The sequence below is a fragment of the Agrococcus sp. ARC_14 genome (genome assembly GCF_022436485.1).
Lineage (GTDB): Bacteria > Actinomycetota > Actinomycetes > Actinomycetales > Microbacteriaceae > Agrococcus.
The window spans coordinates 66,194-81,352 of sequence record NZ_JAKUDO010000003.1; the positions used below are offsets into that span (position 1 = coordinate 66,194).

A 15,159-nucleotide genomic window follows, 5' to 3' on the forward strand; every position below is an offset into this window, starting at 1 on the left:
GCTGCAGATCGTGTGCGGCGACCTGCCGCTCGCACCAGGGTAGTGGGGTCCGGCGAGCCCCCGAGCCGCGATATCCTGGCCGGATGCCGAAGGCGAGCAGCAACCCGACGCAGCGCCCCAGAAAGCGCCCGTCCACGACCACTCCCGAGCGCAGCTCGGGCCGCGACGCCGTCGAGCGCATCCTCGCGATGCTGGTCGTGGTCTTCGGCGGCATCGCCGTCGTCGGCTTCGCCGCCACGCTCGCGCACGTCGCCTTCCGTGACGGCAACGCCTTCTTCGCCGGCATCGCCTGGCAGTACGCCTACTGGCTGCCGCTGGTGGCGCTGCCCATCATGATCGTCTGCGTCGTGGTGCTCGTCATCATGGGCGCTCGCGGCAAGGCGCGCAGGAACTGATGGACGTCGTCGCGCTCGCCGCCCGCATCCAGGCCATGTCGGACGACGCGCTCGACCTGCTCGTGGTCGAGCGGCAGGCGCCCACCCAGCTCGGCTCCACGTTCGATCTGGCCGAGCACCTGGTGACGGATGCGTCCATCGCGCAGGCACTCCGGTGGCGGTCGGCCGCCGAGCTGGTCGCGCTCGGCGAGGGCACCTCCACGCCCAGGCTCGACGGCCTGCTGCTCGGCATCGACGGCGCGGCACTGCCCGCGGTGCGTGCGCTCGCTGCGGCTGCTGCCGTTCCCGCCGCCGCCGCGCTGGTGCCGATCGAGAGCGCCACCGCGCCGCAGTCAGCGATCGACGAGACCATCAAGGTCTCAGAGCTCGTGCACCGGGTCGCCGACACGCCGATCGTGCTCCGCAGCCGCTCGCAGCTGCCGGCCGCCACCGGGCGCGAGCTCGCCGCCGCGGTCGACGGCGACCCCGCCCAGCTCGAGGAGCGGCTCGAGCCCGCGGTGCTCGCCGGCCTCATCGCCCGCCGTGACGGCCGCCTGCGCGCCACGGTCGACGCCGACGCCTGGCTCGCATCCTCCGTGCCCGATCGATGGCTGACGATCGCCACCGCCTGGCTCGACGCCACCCCCGACGCGGCCGCCGTGGCGGGTGAGCCCCGCGCGCAGTTCCCGCTCGCCGACGCCGCGGTGCTCGCGGTGCGCGAGCGCCAGCACCGCCAGGCGGAGCGCCTCGGCCTCGCCGACCGCGCCACCGCCACGACGCTCGCCGTCGACCTGCGCGAGCGACCGGACGCGGCGCGCGCGGCGCTTGCCGCCCACGTGCCGCCCGCCACCGCATCCGTCTATCTCCAGCCCGACCTCTCTGCGGTCGCGCCCGGCCCGCTCGAGGCCGACGTCGAGTCGCGGCTGCGTCGCATCGCCCGCATCGAGCGCGCAGGCATCGCCTCGCACTGGCGCATCACGGCGCAGTCGGTCGCCGCCGGCCTGGCGGACGGCGTGCAGGCGGATGAGGTGCTGGCCTTCCTCAGGGAGGTCTCGCTCACCGGTCTGCCGCAGCCGGTCGCCTATCTCGTGCGCGACACCGCTGCGAAGTTCGGCTCGCTGCGCGTGCGCGCCGTCGACCCGGTGGCCGAAGGCGGCGCCCGCTCGCAGGCGCGCAGCGCCGACGAGCAGCTCATCCGCACCATCGCCGTCGACCGCGCGCTCGTCGGCACCGGCCCGCTGCAGACCGACCCGCACCGCGTCACCTTCCGCACCAGCGCCGAGGAGGCCCTCGAGGCGCTGATCGAGGAGCGCTACCCCGCGGTGCTCGAGGACGAGCATGGCGAGCTCGTGCGCCGCACCCCGGATCGCGCGCCCCGCCCCGTCCACGAGCGCCACCGGCTCGTCGACCGGCTGCGCGACGCGGGCTTCGAGGTCGGCGAGCACGAGCGCGCCTGGCTCGAGCGGCAGCTGCAGGGCGCCATCCGCGAGCGCATGCCCGTGCGCCTCACCGTCACCACGGCGACCGACCCGGTCGACATCGAGCTCGTGCCGCTCGCGGTCGCGAACGGCCGCCTGCGCGCCCGCGACGCGAACCGCGACGTGGAGCGCACGCTGCCGCTGAGTGCCATCACGAAGGTCGCGGGCCTGGGCGTCGCGACCTAGTCGACCGCCGCCCGTCTGCTCGGCAGGGCGAGTAGACTCGAACGCTATGTCACTCCCAGGCCCGCTCATCGTGCAGTCCGACAGGACTGTGCTGCTCGAGGTCGCGCACCCCGATGCGACCGCAGCCAGACAGGCCCTCCAGGTCTTCGCAGAGCTCGAGCGAGCGCCGGAGCACATCCACACCTATCGCGTCACGCGCCTCGGCCTCTGGAACGCACGCGCCGCCGGCCACACGGCCGACGAGATCGTCGGCACGCTCGAGACGCACGCCAAGTTCCCGGTCCCGCCAGGAGTGGCGCTCGACATCCGCGAGACCATCGGCCGCTACGGCCGCCTCGTGATCGAGCGCGACGACGAGGGCCTGCTGCTGCGCAGCGACGACCGTCCCGTGCTCGAGGAGGTGCGGCGCTCGAAGAAGATCCAGCCGCTGCTCGGCGGGCCCGTCGACGGCGGCATCCGCGTGGTCGACTGGGCGCGCGGCGAGCTCAAGCAGGAGCTCGTGAAGCTCGGCTGGCCGGCCGAGGATCTCGCCGGCTACACCCCGGGCACCCCGCTGGAGATCGACCTGGTCGAGGACGGCTGGCACATGCGGCCCTACCAGTCGGATGCGGTCACGCACTTCTCCGACGCCGGCTCGGGTGTCGTCGTCCTCCCCTGCGGCGCAGGCAAGACGATCGTCGGCGCCGCGGCCATGGCCGCCACCGACACCACCACGCTCATCCTGGTCACGAACACCGTCTCCGCACGGCAGTGGCGCTCAGAGCTGCTGGCCCGCACGAGCCTCACCGAGGATCAGATCGGCGAGTACTCCGGCCAGTCCAAGGAGATCAAGCCGGTCACGATCGCGACCTACCAGATCCTCACGGTCAAGCGCGGCGGCGAGTACGCGCACCTCGGCGTGCTCGACGCGCTCGACTGGGGCCTCATCGTCTACGACGAGGTGCACCTGCTGCCCGCACCGGTGTTCAAGCTCTCCGCCGACCTGCAGGCACGCAGGCGCCTCGGCCTCACCGCGACGCTCGTGCGCGAGGACGGCCGCGAGTCGGATGTCTTCAGCCTCATCGGCCCCAAGCGCTTCGATGCTCCCTGGAAGGAGATCGAGGAGCAGGGCTTCATCGCGCCCGCCGAATGCTTCGAGGTGCGCATCGATCTCGACGAGGACGAGCGGCTCGAGTACGCCGCCTCGAGCGACCGCGATCGCTACCGCATCGCCGCATCGAGCCCGCGCAAGATCGACACCGTCAAGCGCGTGCTCGCGCAGCACCCCGAGGAGCCGACGCTCGTGATCGGGCAGTACCTCGACCAGCTCGACGAGCTCTCCGCTGCGCTCGACGCCCCGCTCATCAACGGCGAGACGCCGGTCTCCGAGCGCGAGGTGCTCTTCCAGGCCTTCCGCGACGGCAAGGAGCGCGTGCTGGTCGTCTCGAAGGTGGCGAACTTCTCGGTCGACCTCCCGGATGCGTCCCTGGCGGTGCAGGTGTCGGGCTCGTTCGGATCACGGCAGGAGGAGGCCCAGCGCCTCGGTCGCCTGCTGCGACCCAAGGGCGGCCGCACCGCGAGCTTCTACACGATCGTGGCGCGCGACACCGTCGACCAGGAGTTCGCGCTCGGGCGGCAGCGCTTCCTCGCGGAGCAGGGCTACGCGTACACGATCCTCGATGAGCACGAGATCGGCGTCGTCGATCATGCAAACGCCTGAACCGGCTCAGCGGGGACTCTCAGGAACCGTTCAGCGAACGATCAGAGACTGAACACATGACCGAGCCCAGCGCCAAGATCCTCGTCGTCGACGACGAGCCGCACATCCGCGACCTGCTGTCCACCAGCCTCCGCTTCGCCGGCTTCGACGTGCGCGCTGTCGCCGCCGGAGCCGCCGCGATCTCCGCCGTCCTCGAGGACGAGCCCGACCTCATCCTCCTCGACGTCATGCTCCCCGACATCAACGGCTTCGGCGTGACCAAGCGCCTGCGCGCATCCGGATTCACCTCCCCCATCCTGTTCCTCACGGCGAAGGACGACACCGAGGACAAGATCACCGGCCTCACCGTCGGCGGCGACGACTACGTCACGAAGCCCTTCTCGCTCGACGAGATCATCGCCCGCATCAAGGCGATCCTGCGCCGCACGATGGCAGAGACCGACGACGCCACCATCCACGTCGGCGAGCTGGCGATGAACCAAGACACCCACGAGGTCTCCGTCGCCGGCGAGGAGATCGAGCTCTCCCCCACCGAGTTCAAGCTGCTGCGCTACCTGATGCTCAATGCCAACCGCGTGCTGTCGAAGGCGCAGATCCTCGACCACGTCTGGGAGTACGACTTCAACGGCGACGTCGGCATCGTGGAGTCCTACATCTCCTACCTGCGCCGCAAGATCGACGACCGGGTCAGCGAGCCCATGATCGTGACCAAGCGCGGATTCGGCTACATGCTGAAGTCGCCGAAGGCGTAGGTGCGTGCGTCGCTGACACGTCTGCTCGGCCGCATGTCGCTGGCCGGGCGGATCACCTCGCTGATCGTCATCGTGATGACGTTCGGGCTCGCGCTCGCCGGCATCGGCACGCTGTCGATCATCCGCGACGCGCAGCAGGCGGAGGCCGACCGCGAGCTCGACCAGGCGATGCGGGCGTTCACGAGCCAGGAGATCACGCGCTCGGACTCCCCTGAGCAGTGCGATCTCGCGCAGCGCATGCCCAACACCTATTACCTGGGCGTCGCCGATGCCGCGGGCCAGGTGCTGTGCGACAACAAGCTGCCCGGTCCCACGAACCCCGACGTCTCGGGCGTGACGCTCGGCACGGTCGCCGAGCAGGACGGCGCGTTCACGCTCGTCTCGATCGACGAGCAGACGCGCTGGCGCACGCTCGTCGCGCCCAGCACGGTCTCGAGCACTGGCGAGCTGCTGGTCTCGATCGTCGCCGTCGACATGAGCTCGAGCGAGTCGACCACGACCACCTTCACGCTCGTCTTCGCGGGCTTCTCGATGCTCGCCGTGGTGCTCGGCGCTGCCCTTACGCGCATCCTCGCGGTCTCGACCCTGCGGGGGCTGCGCAAGACCGCCGCAGAGGCCCAGCGCTTCGCCGACGGCGACTACGACACCCGACTGACGGGCGAGCATCCGCGCACCGAGGTCGGCTCGCTGCAGCTCTCGCTCAACACCATGCTCGACCGCATCGAGGCTGCGATCGAGCAGCGCGACGCCTCCGTGTCGCAGATGCGACAGTTCGTCGGCGACGCCAGCCATGAGCTGCGCACGCCGCTGGTCGCGGTGCGCGGCTATGCGGAGCTCTACCGGATGGGCGCGATCTCCGACCCGGCCGATGTCAAGAACGCGATGGAGCGCATCGAAGGCGAGGCGAAGCGCATGGCGCGGCTGGTCGAGGATCTGCTGCAGCTCGCGCGCCTCGACGAGCGCCGACCGCTCGACCTGCAGCCGCTCGACCTCGTGCCGATCGTCAACGACGCCGCGAGCGACACGCGCGTGGGCACGCCCGACCGCCGGGTGACGGTCGTGGCGATCGATGCGGATGCGCTGGGTCCCCCCGACGGCGCGGAGGATCCGGCGCCGTCGTCGGCCGTGTTCACGCCGCCGCCGCTCACACCGCCGGCGGTGGTGCTGGGCGACGACCACGCGCTGCGACAGCTGCTCTCGAACCTGATCGGCAATGCCACGCGCTACACGCCGGAGGGCACCCCCATCGAGCTCGGCATCGGCGTCTCGACCCGCCGGCACGAGGCCGTCGTGCTGGTGGTCGATCACGGCGACGGCATTCCCGTGGAGCTGCGCGAGCAGGTCTTCCAGCGCTTCTTCCGCGCGGATACCTCGCGCGCTCGCGACACCGGCGGCACGGGACTGGGGCTCGCGATCGTCCGCGGCGTCGTGCGCGCCCACTCCGGCAGGCTCGATGTCGTCGACACGCCCGGCGGCGGCGCGACGTTCCGCTTCGCCATCCCGCTCGCCGACGAGGCGGCCGTCATGGCGCTCAGCGAGCGGTTGCGACCCGAGTCGTTCATGACCACGACCGGCAGCGATCCACAGGCGCGCGCTCGCAGCCGCAGCTGAGCGCGCGACTCCCCTACCTTCTGGCTTCGAGCGCGGATGCGCCGCGCAGGAGTGAGGGGATCATGAGCAAGTACGTCGTCGACGCCGAGGCCATCCACGGCGCCCACATCGCGGTGCGAGGCACCGCCGGCCGGCTGCAGTCAGAGGTCACGGCCATGCACAGCCAGCTGCAGGCGCTGCAGGACTCGTGGAGCGGGCAGGCCTCCATCGCCTTCCAGGGCGTCGTGCAGGACTGGCGCGCCACCCAGCTGCGGGTCGAGGAGTCGCTCGCGGGCATCAACGAGGCGCTCGCGCACGCGGGCCGCCAGTACGACGAGGTCGAGCAGGGCAACCTGCGCATGTTCGCGGCGTAGGCCCGCCGCCCGCTGGTCGAGTAGCCGCCGCAGGCGGCGTATCGAGACCACGCACGGCGGCTCCCCGCTGGTCGAGGAGCGCGCGGCCGGAGGCCGCTCGCGTCACGAGACCAAGGCACAGCGAAGGGCCCCAGCATTGCTGCTGGGGCCCTTCGTCTTGGTGAACTCCTCGGTCTCGTGACGCGTACGGCCCGATGGGCCGTACGCTCCTCGACCCTGAGTCGTCCGGCCGCAAGTCCGCTCCGCGGACTTGCGGCCTGCCGACTCAGAAGTCCATGCCACCCGTGGGGTCTGCCGGCATCGCCGACTGCTTCTCGGGCTTCTCAGCGATGACGGCCTCGGTGGTGAGGAAGAGGCCGGCGATCGATGCGGCGTTGGCGAGCGCCGAGCGCGTCACCTTCACCGGGTCCGAGATGCCAGCGGCGAGCATGTCGACGTACTCGCCCGTTGCGGCGTTGAGGCCGTGACCGACGGGCAGGTTGCGCACCTTCTCGGCAACCACGCCCGGCTCGAGACCGGCGTTCAGCGCGATCTGCTTGAGCGGAGCGTCGACTGCCACGCGGACGATGTTCGCGCCCGTGACCTCGTCGCCCGTGAGCTCGAGCTCGTCGAACGCGTTCTTCGCTGCCTGGATGAGCGCAACGCCACCACCGGCGACGATGCCCTCCTCGACGGCAGCCTTCGCGTTGCGAACGGCGTCCTCGATGCGGTGCTTGCGCTCCTTGAGCTCGACCTCGGTCGCGGCACCCGCCTTGATGACGGCGACGCCACCGGCGAGCTTCGCGAGGCGCTCCTGGAGCTTCTCACGGTCGTAGTCGCTGTCGGTGTTGTCGATCTCCTGGCGGATCTGGCGCACGCGGCCGGCGATCGCCTCGGCCTCGCCGACACCCTCAACGATCGTGGTCTCGTCCTTGGTGATGACGACCTTGCGCGCACGGCCGAGCATGTCGAGCGTCGCGTTCTCGAGCTTGAGACCGACCTCCTCGGAGATCACCTGGCCGCCCGTGAGGATCGCCATGTCGGCGAGCATCGCCTTGCGGCGGTCTCCGAAGCCGGGAGCCTTGACGGCGACCGACTTGAAGATGCCCTTGAGGCGGTTGACAACGAGCGTCGCGAGTGCCTCCCCGTCCACGTCCTCGGCGATGATGACGAGCGGCTTGCCCGCCTGGATCACCTTGTCGACGATCGGGAGCAGATCCTTGATGTTCGAGATCTTGGAGTTGGCGATCAGGATGTACGGGTCTTCGAAGACCGTCTCCTGGCGCTCGGGGTCCGTGACGAAGTACTGCGACAGGAAGCCCTTGTCGAAGCGCATGCCCTCGGTGAGCTCGAGCTCGGTGCCGAAGGTCTGCGACTCCTCGACGGTGACGACGCCCTCCTTGCCGACCTTGTCGATGGCCTCGGCGATGAGCGCGCCGATCTCCGGGTCAGCAGCCGAGATCGAAGCCGTGGCGGCGATCTCCTCCTTGGTCTCGACCTCCTTGGCGTTCTTGAGCAGCTGGGCCGAGACCGCAGCGGCAGCCTTGTCGATGCCGCGCTTCAGGCTGATCGGGTCTGCACCGGCTGCGACGTTGCGCAGGCCTTCGCGGACCAGCGCCTGGGCGAGCACGACCGACGTCGTCGTGCCGTCGCCGGCGACGTCGTCGGTCTTCTTGGCGACCTCCTTGACCAGCTCAGCGCCGATCTTCTCGTAGGGGTCCTCGAGCTCGATCTCCTTAGCGATCGAGACACCGTCGTTCGTGATCGTGGGGGCGCCCCACTTCTTCTCGAGCACGACGTTGCGTCCGCGCGGCCCGAGGGTCACCTTCACCGCGTCGGCGAGCTGGTTGAGGCCACGCTCCAGCCCGCGGCGGGCCTCTTCGTTGAATGCGATCATCTTTGCCATAGCAGTCTCGTCCCTCCTGGACGCCAGTGACGTTCAATTGGCACTCCACCAGAGGGAGTGCCAACGCCAAGTCTGGCACTCGCACTGGTCGAGTGCAAGCCAGTGCGGGCGTGCTCGCCCACGGCAGAACGAGCGCTGCGGAGGCTAGGGAGCCTCGGTGCCCGGCGCATGCTCGAGCTCGCCGTCGTCGCGCGGCTCCTGACTCGGGGCCGTGCCCACCGCATCCGGCCCCACGACGATCGTGATGGGCGTGCCGGAGAGCCTGCCGTCGGAGAGCTGCACGTCACCGACGCCCAGCGCGGCGGCGAGGCCGCGTGCGACGGGTGCGAGCTCCTCGCTGTCGAACCAGACCACCGTGGTCTCGCTGGCCTCAGAGCTGCCACCGGTCGCCACGACATCCCAGCCCGAATCCGAGAGCGCCTGGCCGACGCCCGCGGCGAGGCCGGTCTCACCGGAGGCATCGAGCACCGTGACGGATGCGTCGAGCGCGGGGTCGATGGCCGACGGATCCGTGACGATCTCGGCCTGCTCGGTCGCGACCGGCTCCGGCGCGCGCGGGCGCAGCAGGTCGAGGGCGAACAGGCCGATCGCCGCGAGCACGATGGCGACAGCGAGGCCGGCGAGCAGGATCGCCCAGCGCGGCCAGCGGCTGGTGGCCGTCGAGCGGTGCGCGCCGACCCGCTGCGGGCGACTCATCGCCCCTCGCGCAGGCGCAGCAGCCGCCGCACGAGCATCGGGTCGTGCCGCACCGCCTCCTGCGTCTCGAGCAGCCCGTCCAGCGCCTGGTAGTAGCGCGTCGGCGTCCAGCCGAACTCGGCGCGGATGGCGCGCGCCTTCGCACCCCCGTGGCTGCTCCAGCCCGCTTCGAAGTCGAGCACGCGGCGGATGCGCTCCTCGCGGGCTGCGGAGAGATCGTGCGCCGGCGCATCCGTCGTCTGCCCATGCGTCGCAGGCGCCTCGGGTGCCGAGGCGCGCGACTCCGCTGTCGCGAACGCGAGGGCGGCGGCCTCGTCGGCGGTGCCCTTCCTGCGCGGGCGAGGGTCGGTCGGCATGCCCACGATCCTACGGCGGCGCGGTGGGGCTCCATGCGTCGACGCCTGTGTGTCGTCGCAGCAGCTCCCAGAGCGTGCGCCCGAGGTGCGACCCACCGCCGACCGCCGTAGTCTTGGCGCATGACTGATCGCATCGAACGCTCCGACGCCGAGTGGCGCGAGGCCCTCTCTCCCGAAGCCTTCTCGGTGCTGCGCGAAGCGGGCACCGAGCGACCGTGGACGGGTGCGCTGCTCGACGAGCAGCGCCTGGGCGTCTACTCGTGCGGCGCATGCGGCAACGAGCTGTTCCGCGACGAGACGAAGTTCGATGCCGGCTGCGGCTGGCCCAGCTTCTACGAGACCGTCCGCGAGGACGCGGTCGAGCTCATCGAGGACACCACGCTCGGCATGACGCGCACCGAGGTGCGCTGCGCGAAGTGCGGCAGCCACCTGGGCCACATCTTCGAGGACGCACCGCAGACGCCCACCGGCGACCGCTACTGCATGAACTCGCTGGCGCTGAACTTCACGCCGGAGTCCTAGGCGCGCTGGATCTGAGGCTGCGACCGCGATGGTCGGCGTGCACTAGACGCGGGGGCGGCGCCGTGGCCGTCTGATGGCCGAGACGCCGACTGCGACGATCGTGAGCGCGGCGCCGATGAGCGACCACACCGTCACGGGGTGGCCGGCCGGCACGATGAGGTCGAGCACCAGCGACGTGACGACCTGGCCGCAGATCACGCCCAGACCCATCGTCAGCACGCCCAGGTGGTGCACGGCGATCGACATGAGCGCGATGAAGATGATGCCCAGCACGCCGCCGATGTAGAGCCACGGCTCAGTGGGCAGCGGCTGCGCGGTGACGCCGGCAAGTGCCTGCACGCCGACCACCAGGGCGAGCGCCACGGTGCCGACGAGGAAGTTCGAGACGGTCTGCGCGATCGCCGACCCGGAGTGGCGCTGCACGAGGCCGCCGAGCGCCTGCTGCACCGACTGCAGCAGCCCCGCGATGAACGGCAGCACGACGAGCCACGCGCCCTGCAGCTGGCCTGCGCCCGCGAGCGCGATGCCGACCGCGACGAGTGCCAGCAGCGCGCCGATGACGCGCGGCGGCGTGATGGGCTTCCGTGCCAGCCCGCCGAACCCCAGACGGTCGACGGCGAGCCCGCTGACGGTCTGGCCCGCGACGACGCCGACCGTGTAGAGGGCGACGCCGGTGGTGCCGACCACGAGGCCCTGCGTCGCGACCAGGAAGGCGCCGAGCAGGCCGGTGGAGGCGTACCACCACGGCATCGAGCCATCGCGGATGACGCCGATCAGGCGCCGCACGCCAGCCCTGGCGCCCGGCCAGACGAGCAGCAGCAGGCCGAGCAGCACGAGACCGACCGTGAACGAGACGAGCGCAGCGAGCATGCCGTGCTCGAGGCGGGCGCCGAGCTCGCCGTTGACGCGGCTCTGCGCGGCAAGGCCCGTTCCCGCCACGATCGCCGCCGCCATCCACAGCAGTGGTCTGCGGTGGTCTGCGACATCGGCAGCGCTCGTTGTCTGATCCCTCACCGGGCAAGCCTAGAGCGGTGCGAGCCGAGGCGGCGCATCGGTGGCGAGGCGCGCGAATCGCACCACGTCGAAGCGCGCGACGACGCCCCGCTCGTCGACGTAGCGGAGGCGCTCCCGCTCGACGCCTTCGCGCTGGTAGCCGGCGCGCTCCGCGACCGCGATCGAGGCGGGGTTGTTCGTGCGGGCGCCGAGCTCGAGCCGGTGCAGCCCGTCGGCGAGGAGGCGCCGCGAGAGCGTGTCGAGCGCGCGGCTCGCGAGCCCCTGGCCACGGGCGGACGGCGCGAGCCAGTACGACATCCACGCCGTGCCGTGCCGTGCGTCCCGCGCGCTTGCCATGACGCATCCGACCACCTCGCCGTGCAGCTCGATCGCGAGGGCGTCCGCCGCGATGTCGGCCAGGTAGGCCTGCGCGTCGGCGAGCGAGGCGAGCGGCGGCGCCTGCCGGTGCAGGTCGGCGGATGCGTCGAAGGCGGCGAGCACGGCGGCCGCGTCGCGCTCGGGGTGCCAGGGTCGCAGTCGTGCCGGACCGGCTTGGGTGGGAGGACTCACCGCGCAAGCCTAGAATGGCTGGGCACCTCGGCAGCGCCGGGGCCGCGCCTCCTTAGCTCAGTGGTAGAGCACCGCTCTTGTAAAGCGAAGGTCGTCGGTTCAATCCCGACAGGGGGCTCAGCTGGGCGACAGCGCTCGTCCGAACGCCGCCGGCACCCATCGAGTGGCGGCAGCCCACATCGAGTGGCGGCAGCCCACATCGAGTGGCGCCAGCCCACATCGAGTGGCGCCTGCTCACATCGATTGGCGCCTGCCTACATCGAGTGGCGCCAGCCCACATCGATTGGCGGCAACCGCCATCGAGTGGCGCCTCCAGCGATCGTCTGGCGGAGCCCAGGGGGCGCTCGTCACTGCCACGCGAGGCGCCACTCGATCACGGCAGGCGCCACTCGATCACAGGAGGCGCCACTCGATCACAGGAACCGCCACTCAAACGTCAGGGGCGAGGGGCGGTGGGAGGACGCGGGCTACGGCTGCTGCGGGTCCGCGACGAAGGCCGCCAGCGCGGCCGGGTCACCCACGTCGCCCGCGAAGGTGACGCCGTCGACGATCACCGTCGGCACGCCGCGCAGCGGCTCGACGCCCTGCAGCGGCGCATCGATCGCGCGCACCGTCGCCTGCCGCACCGACCAGGCGAACTGCGCCGAGGCCACGCAGTCGCCGACCTCGGTGGCACCGTGCTCGGAGGCGAGCGCAGTCACCGCTGCCGCCTCGAAGGGATGCTCCTGCAAGTGCGCGACGAGCGCGGTCTGGAACGGCCGGTACGCATCCGGCGCGCTGTCGGCGACGCACGCGAGCGCGTTGGCGCCCAGCGTCGAGGCGTAGCCGCTCTCGATCGAGTCGCCTAGCGAGACCGGCAGATAGGAGACCCGCGCCGCGCCGCTGTCCGCGAGCTCGGTGAGCTGCTCGCCACTCGCGGCCAGCAGCCGGTCGCAGTACTCGCAGTCGGGATCGATCACGACGAGCACATCGGGCATGTCGGATGCGGGCTCGCGCTCTGCGGGCGTGCCACCGGCAGGCACGGGCTCGGCAGGCACGACGCCGTCGGCGTCGAACGCGATGACGTCAGCCAGGTTGGCGGGGCCGTCGGCGGCAGAGAGGGTGACGATCTGGCCGCCGAGGGCCTGCTGGATGGTCTCGAGCTGCGGGTCGCGCATCACCCAGCGGCCCGAGACGAGCACCGTCTGCTCCTGCAGCTGCAGCTGCGTCGCGATGGCCTGTGCCTCATCGGCATCGGCGGCGAGGATCAGCTCGGTCTCGGTGCCGCAGGTCGCGCTCACCGGCTGCTCCTCAGACTCGCGGTACCGCTCCACGAGCTCGCTGCACTCGCCGCCGGCCTCGAGGTAGGCGGCGCCCAGCTCACCGATCGAGGTGATCTGCGGCGGGGGCGTCGAGGCACACCCGACCAGCAGGGCGAGCGCTATCAGCGCAGCCCCGACCGGCCGGGCGGCCCGCAGCATCAGCCCTCGTCGCTGGGAGCGGGCGTCTCCGCGGGCTCCTCAGGAGCGTCGGTCTCGGCAGGATCCTCGGTCGGCTCACCGGTCTGCTGACCGGCGGCCGCGGTCACGAACGCCTGGAAGCCTGCGGCATCGGCGGGCGAGCCCGGGTACTGCTGGCCATTGACGATCACCGTCGGGGTGCGGTCGGCGACCACGTTCTCGGTGCCGGGCAACGGCTCCGAGCCTGCCCGCACCGTGGCGTCCTCGACCCAGCTCATGAAGCGGCCCTCGGTGATGCAGTCGGCGATGCCGGTGGAGGTGTCGATCCCGGCGCCCTCGGCGACCTCGACGATCTCGTCGTTCGACAGGCCCGAGGTGTTCTCAGCCGGCTGGCTGTCGTACATGGCGCTGTTGAAGGCCCAGAACTGGTCGGGTGCCTGCTCGGCGACGCACGCGGCAGCGGATGCGGAGCGGGTGGAGTACTTCGTGCCCAGCGATGCGCGGTCGAGGATGGAGATCGGGTGCACCTCGACGGTGGCGGCACCGGAGGCGAGCAGCTGCTCGAGCGTCGCGCGGTTGGCCTCGTCGAACGTGCCGCACACGGGGCACATGTAGTCCTGGTAGATCTCGATCTGCACGACGTCCTCGCGCCGCTCCGTCGGCGTCGGCTCACCCTCGGCGGGCGTGGCCGCGGTGCGCTCCGCGACGAAGTCCTGCCCGATCACGATGCCGTTCGACGCCATGTTCTCGGGGCCGGGACCTGCGGGGCGGATGCTGTTGACGATCACGATGGCGACGATGGCGACGATGGCGACGGCCGCGACGATGATGCCGCCGATGGTGAGGCCCTTCTTGAGGCGCTCCCTGCGGCGGCGCTCCTCCTGCATCTTGCGGGCCTGCTCGCGCGCCTGCGTGCGGCGCTCGTTCTTCGTCAGCTTCTCGCTCATGCGTCCTTGTCCTGGGGTCGGCCGGGAACCGGCATACAGTGCGCTCTAGGCAAGCACCTTCTCCCAGGGTACCGGCCCTGTGCCGTGCCAGAATGTCCCCTGCGGGCGAAGCTGCCCGTCCTGACACAACGGATCGTCCGGCACGTACCTGCCGGTGGAAGGAAACGACAATGGCGTCTGTGACGTTCGACAAGGCTTCTCGGGTCTATCCCGGGAGCACCACACCCGCGGTCGACAAGATCGACCTGGAGGTCGCCGACGGCGAGTTCCTCGTGCTGGTCGGCCCCTCCGGCAGCGGCAAGTCCACTGCCCTCCGCATGCTCGCGGGCCTCGAGGAGGTCAACGACGGCCGGATCATGATCGGAGACCGCGACGTCACCGACATGCCGCCGAAGGATCGCGACATCGCGATGGTCTTCCAGAACTACGCGCTCTACCCGCACATGACGGTCGCCGAGAACATGGGCTTCGCGCTCAAGATCGCCGGCATCGCGAAGGACGAGCGAGCGAAGCGCGTCGAGGAGGCCGCCAAGCTGCTCGATCTGGAGCCCTACCTCGCCCGCAAGCCCAAGGCACTCTCCGGCGGTCAGCGCCAGCGCGTCGCGATGGGCCGAGCCATCGTGCGCCAGCCGCAGGTGTTCCTCATGGATGAGCCGCTGTCGAACCTCGACGCCAAGCTGCGCGTGCAGACGCGCACGCAGATCGCCTCTCTGCAGCGCCGCCTGGGCGTCACCACGGTCTACGTCACGCACGATCAGACCGAGGCGCTCACGATGGGCGACCGCATCGCGGTGCTCAAGGACGGCGTGCTGCAGCAGGTCGGCACGCCGCGCGACCTCTACGCCGAGCCGCGCAACGTGTTCGTCGCCGGCTTCATCGGCAGCCCCGCCATGAACCTCATGGAGCTGACGACCACCGATCAGGGCGTGCACTTCGGCGACCACCTCGTGCAGATCCCGCGCGAGCAGGTCTCCGGCGCCAAGGACGGCATCATCGTGGGCGTGCGCCCCGAGGATGTCTCCGTCGCGGTGGAGGGCGACGGGATGCCCGTGGAGGTCGACCTCGTCGAGGAGCTCGGCGCCGACGGCTACCTCTACGGACACGCGGATGTCGAGGGTAAGCGCGTCGACATCGTCGCGCGCGTCGACGGCCGCAATCACGCGAAGCTGGGCGACACCGTGTTCATCACGCCAGACACGACCCACCTGCACGTCTTCGACAAGGAGACCGGCAACCGCCTCTGAGCGCTGCGCACGACGAAGGGCTCCGACCTCGGCCGGGGCCCTTCGTCGTCGGAT

The 15,159-nt window shown here is 70.9% G+C and carries 15 protein-coding genes and 1 tRNA gene; 9 read left to right on the top strand and 7 right to left on the bottom strand.

The annotated features are described in order from the left end of the window. Positions 1-83: 83 nt before the first annotated feature. From MKD51_RS15575 to MKD51_RS15600, 6 genes are all read left to right on the top strand, one after another. Entirely contained in the window at positions 84-395 is a 312-nt protein-coding gene (locus tag MKD51_RS15575) for a hypothetical protein (protein ID WP_240241405.1), read from the top strand. Next, on the top strand, positions 395-2,038 hold the full coding sequence (locus MKD51_RS15580; protein WP_240241406.1) for a helicase-associated domain-containing protein: 1,644 nt from the start codon (positions 395-397) through the stop codon (positions 2,036-2,038). Before MKD51_RS15575 ends, MKD51_RS15580 begins: the two co-directional genes overlap by 1 nt. Before the next feature lie 46 nt (positions 2,039-2,084). Next, the gene (locus MKD51_RS15585) at positions 2,085-3,737 is read left to right on the top strand and encodes a DNA repair helicase XPB (protein WP_240241407.1); all 1,653 of its coding nucleotides are present in this window, start codon (positions 2,085-2,087) and stop codon (positions 3,735-3,737) included. 56 nt (positions 3,738-3,793) lie between these two features. Continuing rightward, positions 3,794-4,489, top strand: a complete 696-nt coding sequence (locus tag MKD51_RS15590; RefSeq protein WP_240241408.1) for a response regulator transcription factor — start codon at positions 3,794-3,796, stop codon at positions 4,487-4,489. Between the two features lie 33 nt (positions 4,490-4,522). After that, a complete protein-coding gene (locus MKD51_RS15595) occupies positions 4,523-6,100 on the top strand; it encodes a HAMP domain-containing sensor histidine kinase (protein ID WP_240241409.1) in 1,578 nt (525 codons plus the stop codon). Between the two features lie 62 nt (positions 6,101-6,162). Beyond that, entirely contained in the window at positions 6,163-6,453 is a 291-nt protein-coding gene (locus MKD51_RS15600; protein WP_240241410.1) for a WXG100 family type VII secretion target, read from the top strand. Between the two features lie 265 nt (positions 6,454-6,718). On the opposite strand, the gene groL is transcribed toward MKD51_RS15600, so the two are convergent. From groL to MKD51_RS15615, 3 genes are all read right to left on the bottom strand, one after another. After that, positions 6,719-8,338, bottom strand: a complete 1,620-nt coding sequence (gene groL, locus MKD51_RS15605; RefSeq protein WP_240241411.1) for a chaperonin GroEL — start codon at positions 8,336-8,338, stop codon at positions 6,719-6,721. A 144-nt stretch (positions 8,339-8,482) separates the two neighbouring features. Next, positions 8,483-9,034 (bottom strand): LytR C-terminal domain-containing protein, encoded by a 552-nt coding sequence (locus MKD51_RS15610; RefSeq protein ID WP_240241412.1) that lies wholly within the window; start codon positions 9,032-9,034, stop codon positions 8,483-8,485. Further along, positions 9,031-9,390 (bottom strand): DUF3263 domain-containing protein, encoded by a 360-nt coding sequence (locus tag MKD51_RS15615; protein ID WP_240241413.1) that lies wholly within the window; start codon positions 9,388-9,390, stop codon positions 9,031-9,033. The genes MKD51_RS15610 and MKD51_RS15615 overlap by 4 nt, the downstream gene beginning before the upstream one ends. A 120-nt stretch (positions 9,391-9,510) precedes the next feature. On the opposite strand from MKD51_RS15615, the gene msrB reads away from it, so the two are divergent. Next, the gene (gene msrB / locus MKD51_RS15620; protein WP_240241414.1) at positions 9,511-9,912 is read left to right on the top strand and encodes a peptide-methionine (R)-S-oxide reductase MsrB; all 402 of its coding nucleotides are present in this window, start codon (positions 9,511-9,513) and stop codon (positions 9,910-9,912) included. A gap of 42 nt (positions 9,913-9,954) precedes the next feature. Here msrB and MKD51_RS15625 read toward each other — a convergent pair whose 3' ends face one another. Continuing rightward, positions 9,955-10,926, bottom strand: a complete 972-nt coding sequence (locus MKD51_RS15625; protein ID WP_240241415.1) for a DMT family transporter — start codon at positions 10,924-10,926, stop codon at positions 9,955-9,957. A 9-nt stretch (positions 10,927-10,935) separates the two neighbouring features. After that, entirely contained in the window at positions 10,936-11,475 is a 540-nt protein-coding gene (locus MKD51_RS15630) for a GNAT family protein (protein ID WP_240241416.1), read from the bottom strand. Positions 11,476-11,521: 46 nt separating this feature from the next. Between MKD51_RS15630 and MKD51_RS15635 the strand changes: the two genes are divergently transcribed. Continuing rightward, positions 11,522-11,593, top strand: a tRNA-Thr gene (locus tag MKD51_RS15635). Positions 11,594-11,942: 349 nt separating this feature from the next. Here the strand turns inward: MKD51_RS15635 and MKD51_RS15640 are convergent. Then, entirely contained in the window at positions 11,943-12,935 is a 993-nt protein-coding gene (locus MKD51_RS15640; protein WP_240241417.1) for a thioredoxin domain-containing protein, read from the bottom strand. Then, positions 12,935-13,861 (bottom strand): thioredoxin domain-containing protein, encoded by a 927-nt coding sequence (locus MKD51_RS15645; RefSeq protein WP_240241418.1) that lies wholly within the window; start codon positions 13,859-13,861, stop codon positions 12,935-12,937. Before MKD51_RS15645 ends, MKD51_RS15640 begins: the two co-directional genes overlap by 1 nt. A gap of 170 nt (positions 13,862-14,031) precedes the next feature. Here MKD51_RS15645 and ugpC point away from each other — a divergent pair, with 170 nt between their 5' ends. After that, entirely contained in the window at positions 14,032-15,105 is a 1,074-nt protein-coding gene (gene ugpC / locus MKD51_RS15650; RefSeq protein WP_240241419.1) for a sn-glycerol-3-phosphate ABC transporter ATP-binding protein UgpC, read from the top strand. Positions 15,106-15,159: the final 54 nt, after the last annotated feature.

Excerpts from the sequence above, each read along its gene's own strand:
- MKD51_RS15575 (WP_240241405.1), top strand. The coding sequence starts at position 84 with ATGCCGAAGGCGAGCAGCAACCCGACGCAGCGCCCCAGAAAGCGCCCG.
- MKD51_RS15580 (WP_240241406.1), top strand. The coding sequence starts at position 395 with ATGGACGTCGTCGCGCTCGCCGCCCGCATCCAGGCCATGTCGGACGAC.
- MKD51_RS15585 (WP_240241407.1), top strand. The coding sequence starts at position 2,085 with ATGTCACTCCCAGGCCCGCTCATCGTGCAGTCCGACAGGACTGTGCTG.
- MKD51_RS15590 (WP_240241408.1), top strand. The coding sequence starts at position 3,794 with ATGACCGAGCCCAGCGCCAAGATCCTCGTCGTCGACGACGAGCCGCAC.
- MKD51_RS15595 (WP_240241409.1), top strand. The coding sequence starts at position 4,523 with ATGTCGCTGGCCGGGCGGATCACCTCGCTGATCGTCATCGTGATGACG.
- MKD51_RS15600 (WP_240241410.1), top strand. The coding sequence starts at position 6,163 with ATGAGCAAGTACGTCGTCGACGCCGAGGCCATCCACGGCGCCCACATC.
- groL (WP_240241411.1), bottom strand. The coding sequence starts at position 8,338 with ATGGCAAAGATGATCGCATTCAACGAAGAGGCCCGCCGCGGGCTGGAG.
- MKD51_RS15610 (WP_240241412.1), bottom strand. The coding sequence starts at position 9,034 with ATGAGTCGCCCGCAGCGGGTCGGCGCGCACCGCTCGACGGCCACCAGC.
- MKD51_RS15615 (WP_240241413.1), bottom strand. The coding sequence starts at position 9,390 with ATGCCGACCGACCCTCGCCCGCGCAGGAAGGGCACCGCCGACGAGGCC.
- msrB (WP_240241414.1), top strand. The coding sequence starts at position 9,511 with ATGACTGATCGCATCGAACGCTCCGACGCCGAGTGGCGCGAGGCCCTC.
- MKD51_RS15640 (WP_240241417.1), bottom strand. The coding sequence starts at position 12,935 with ATGCTGCGGGCCGCCCGGCCGGTCGGGGCTGCGCTGATAGCGCTCGCC.
- MKD51_RS15645 (WP_240241418.1), bottom strand. The coding sequence starts at position 13,861 with ATGAGCGAGAAGCTGACGAAGAACGAGCGCCGCACGCAGGCGCGCGAG.
- ugpC (WP_240241419.1), top strand. The coding sequence starts at position 14,032 with ATGGCGTCTGTGACGTTCGACAAGGCTTCTCGGGTCTATCCCGGGAGC.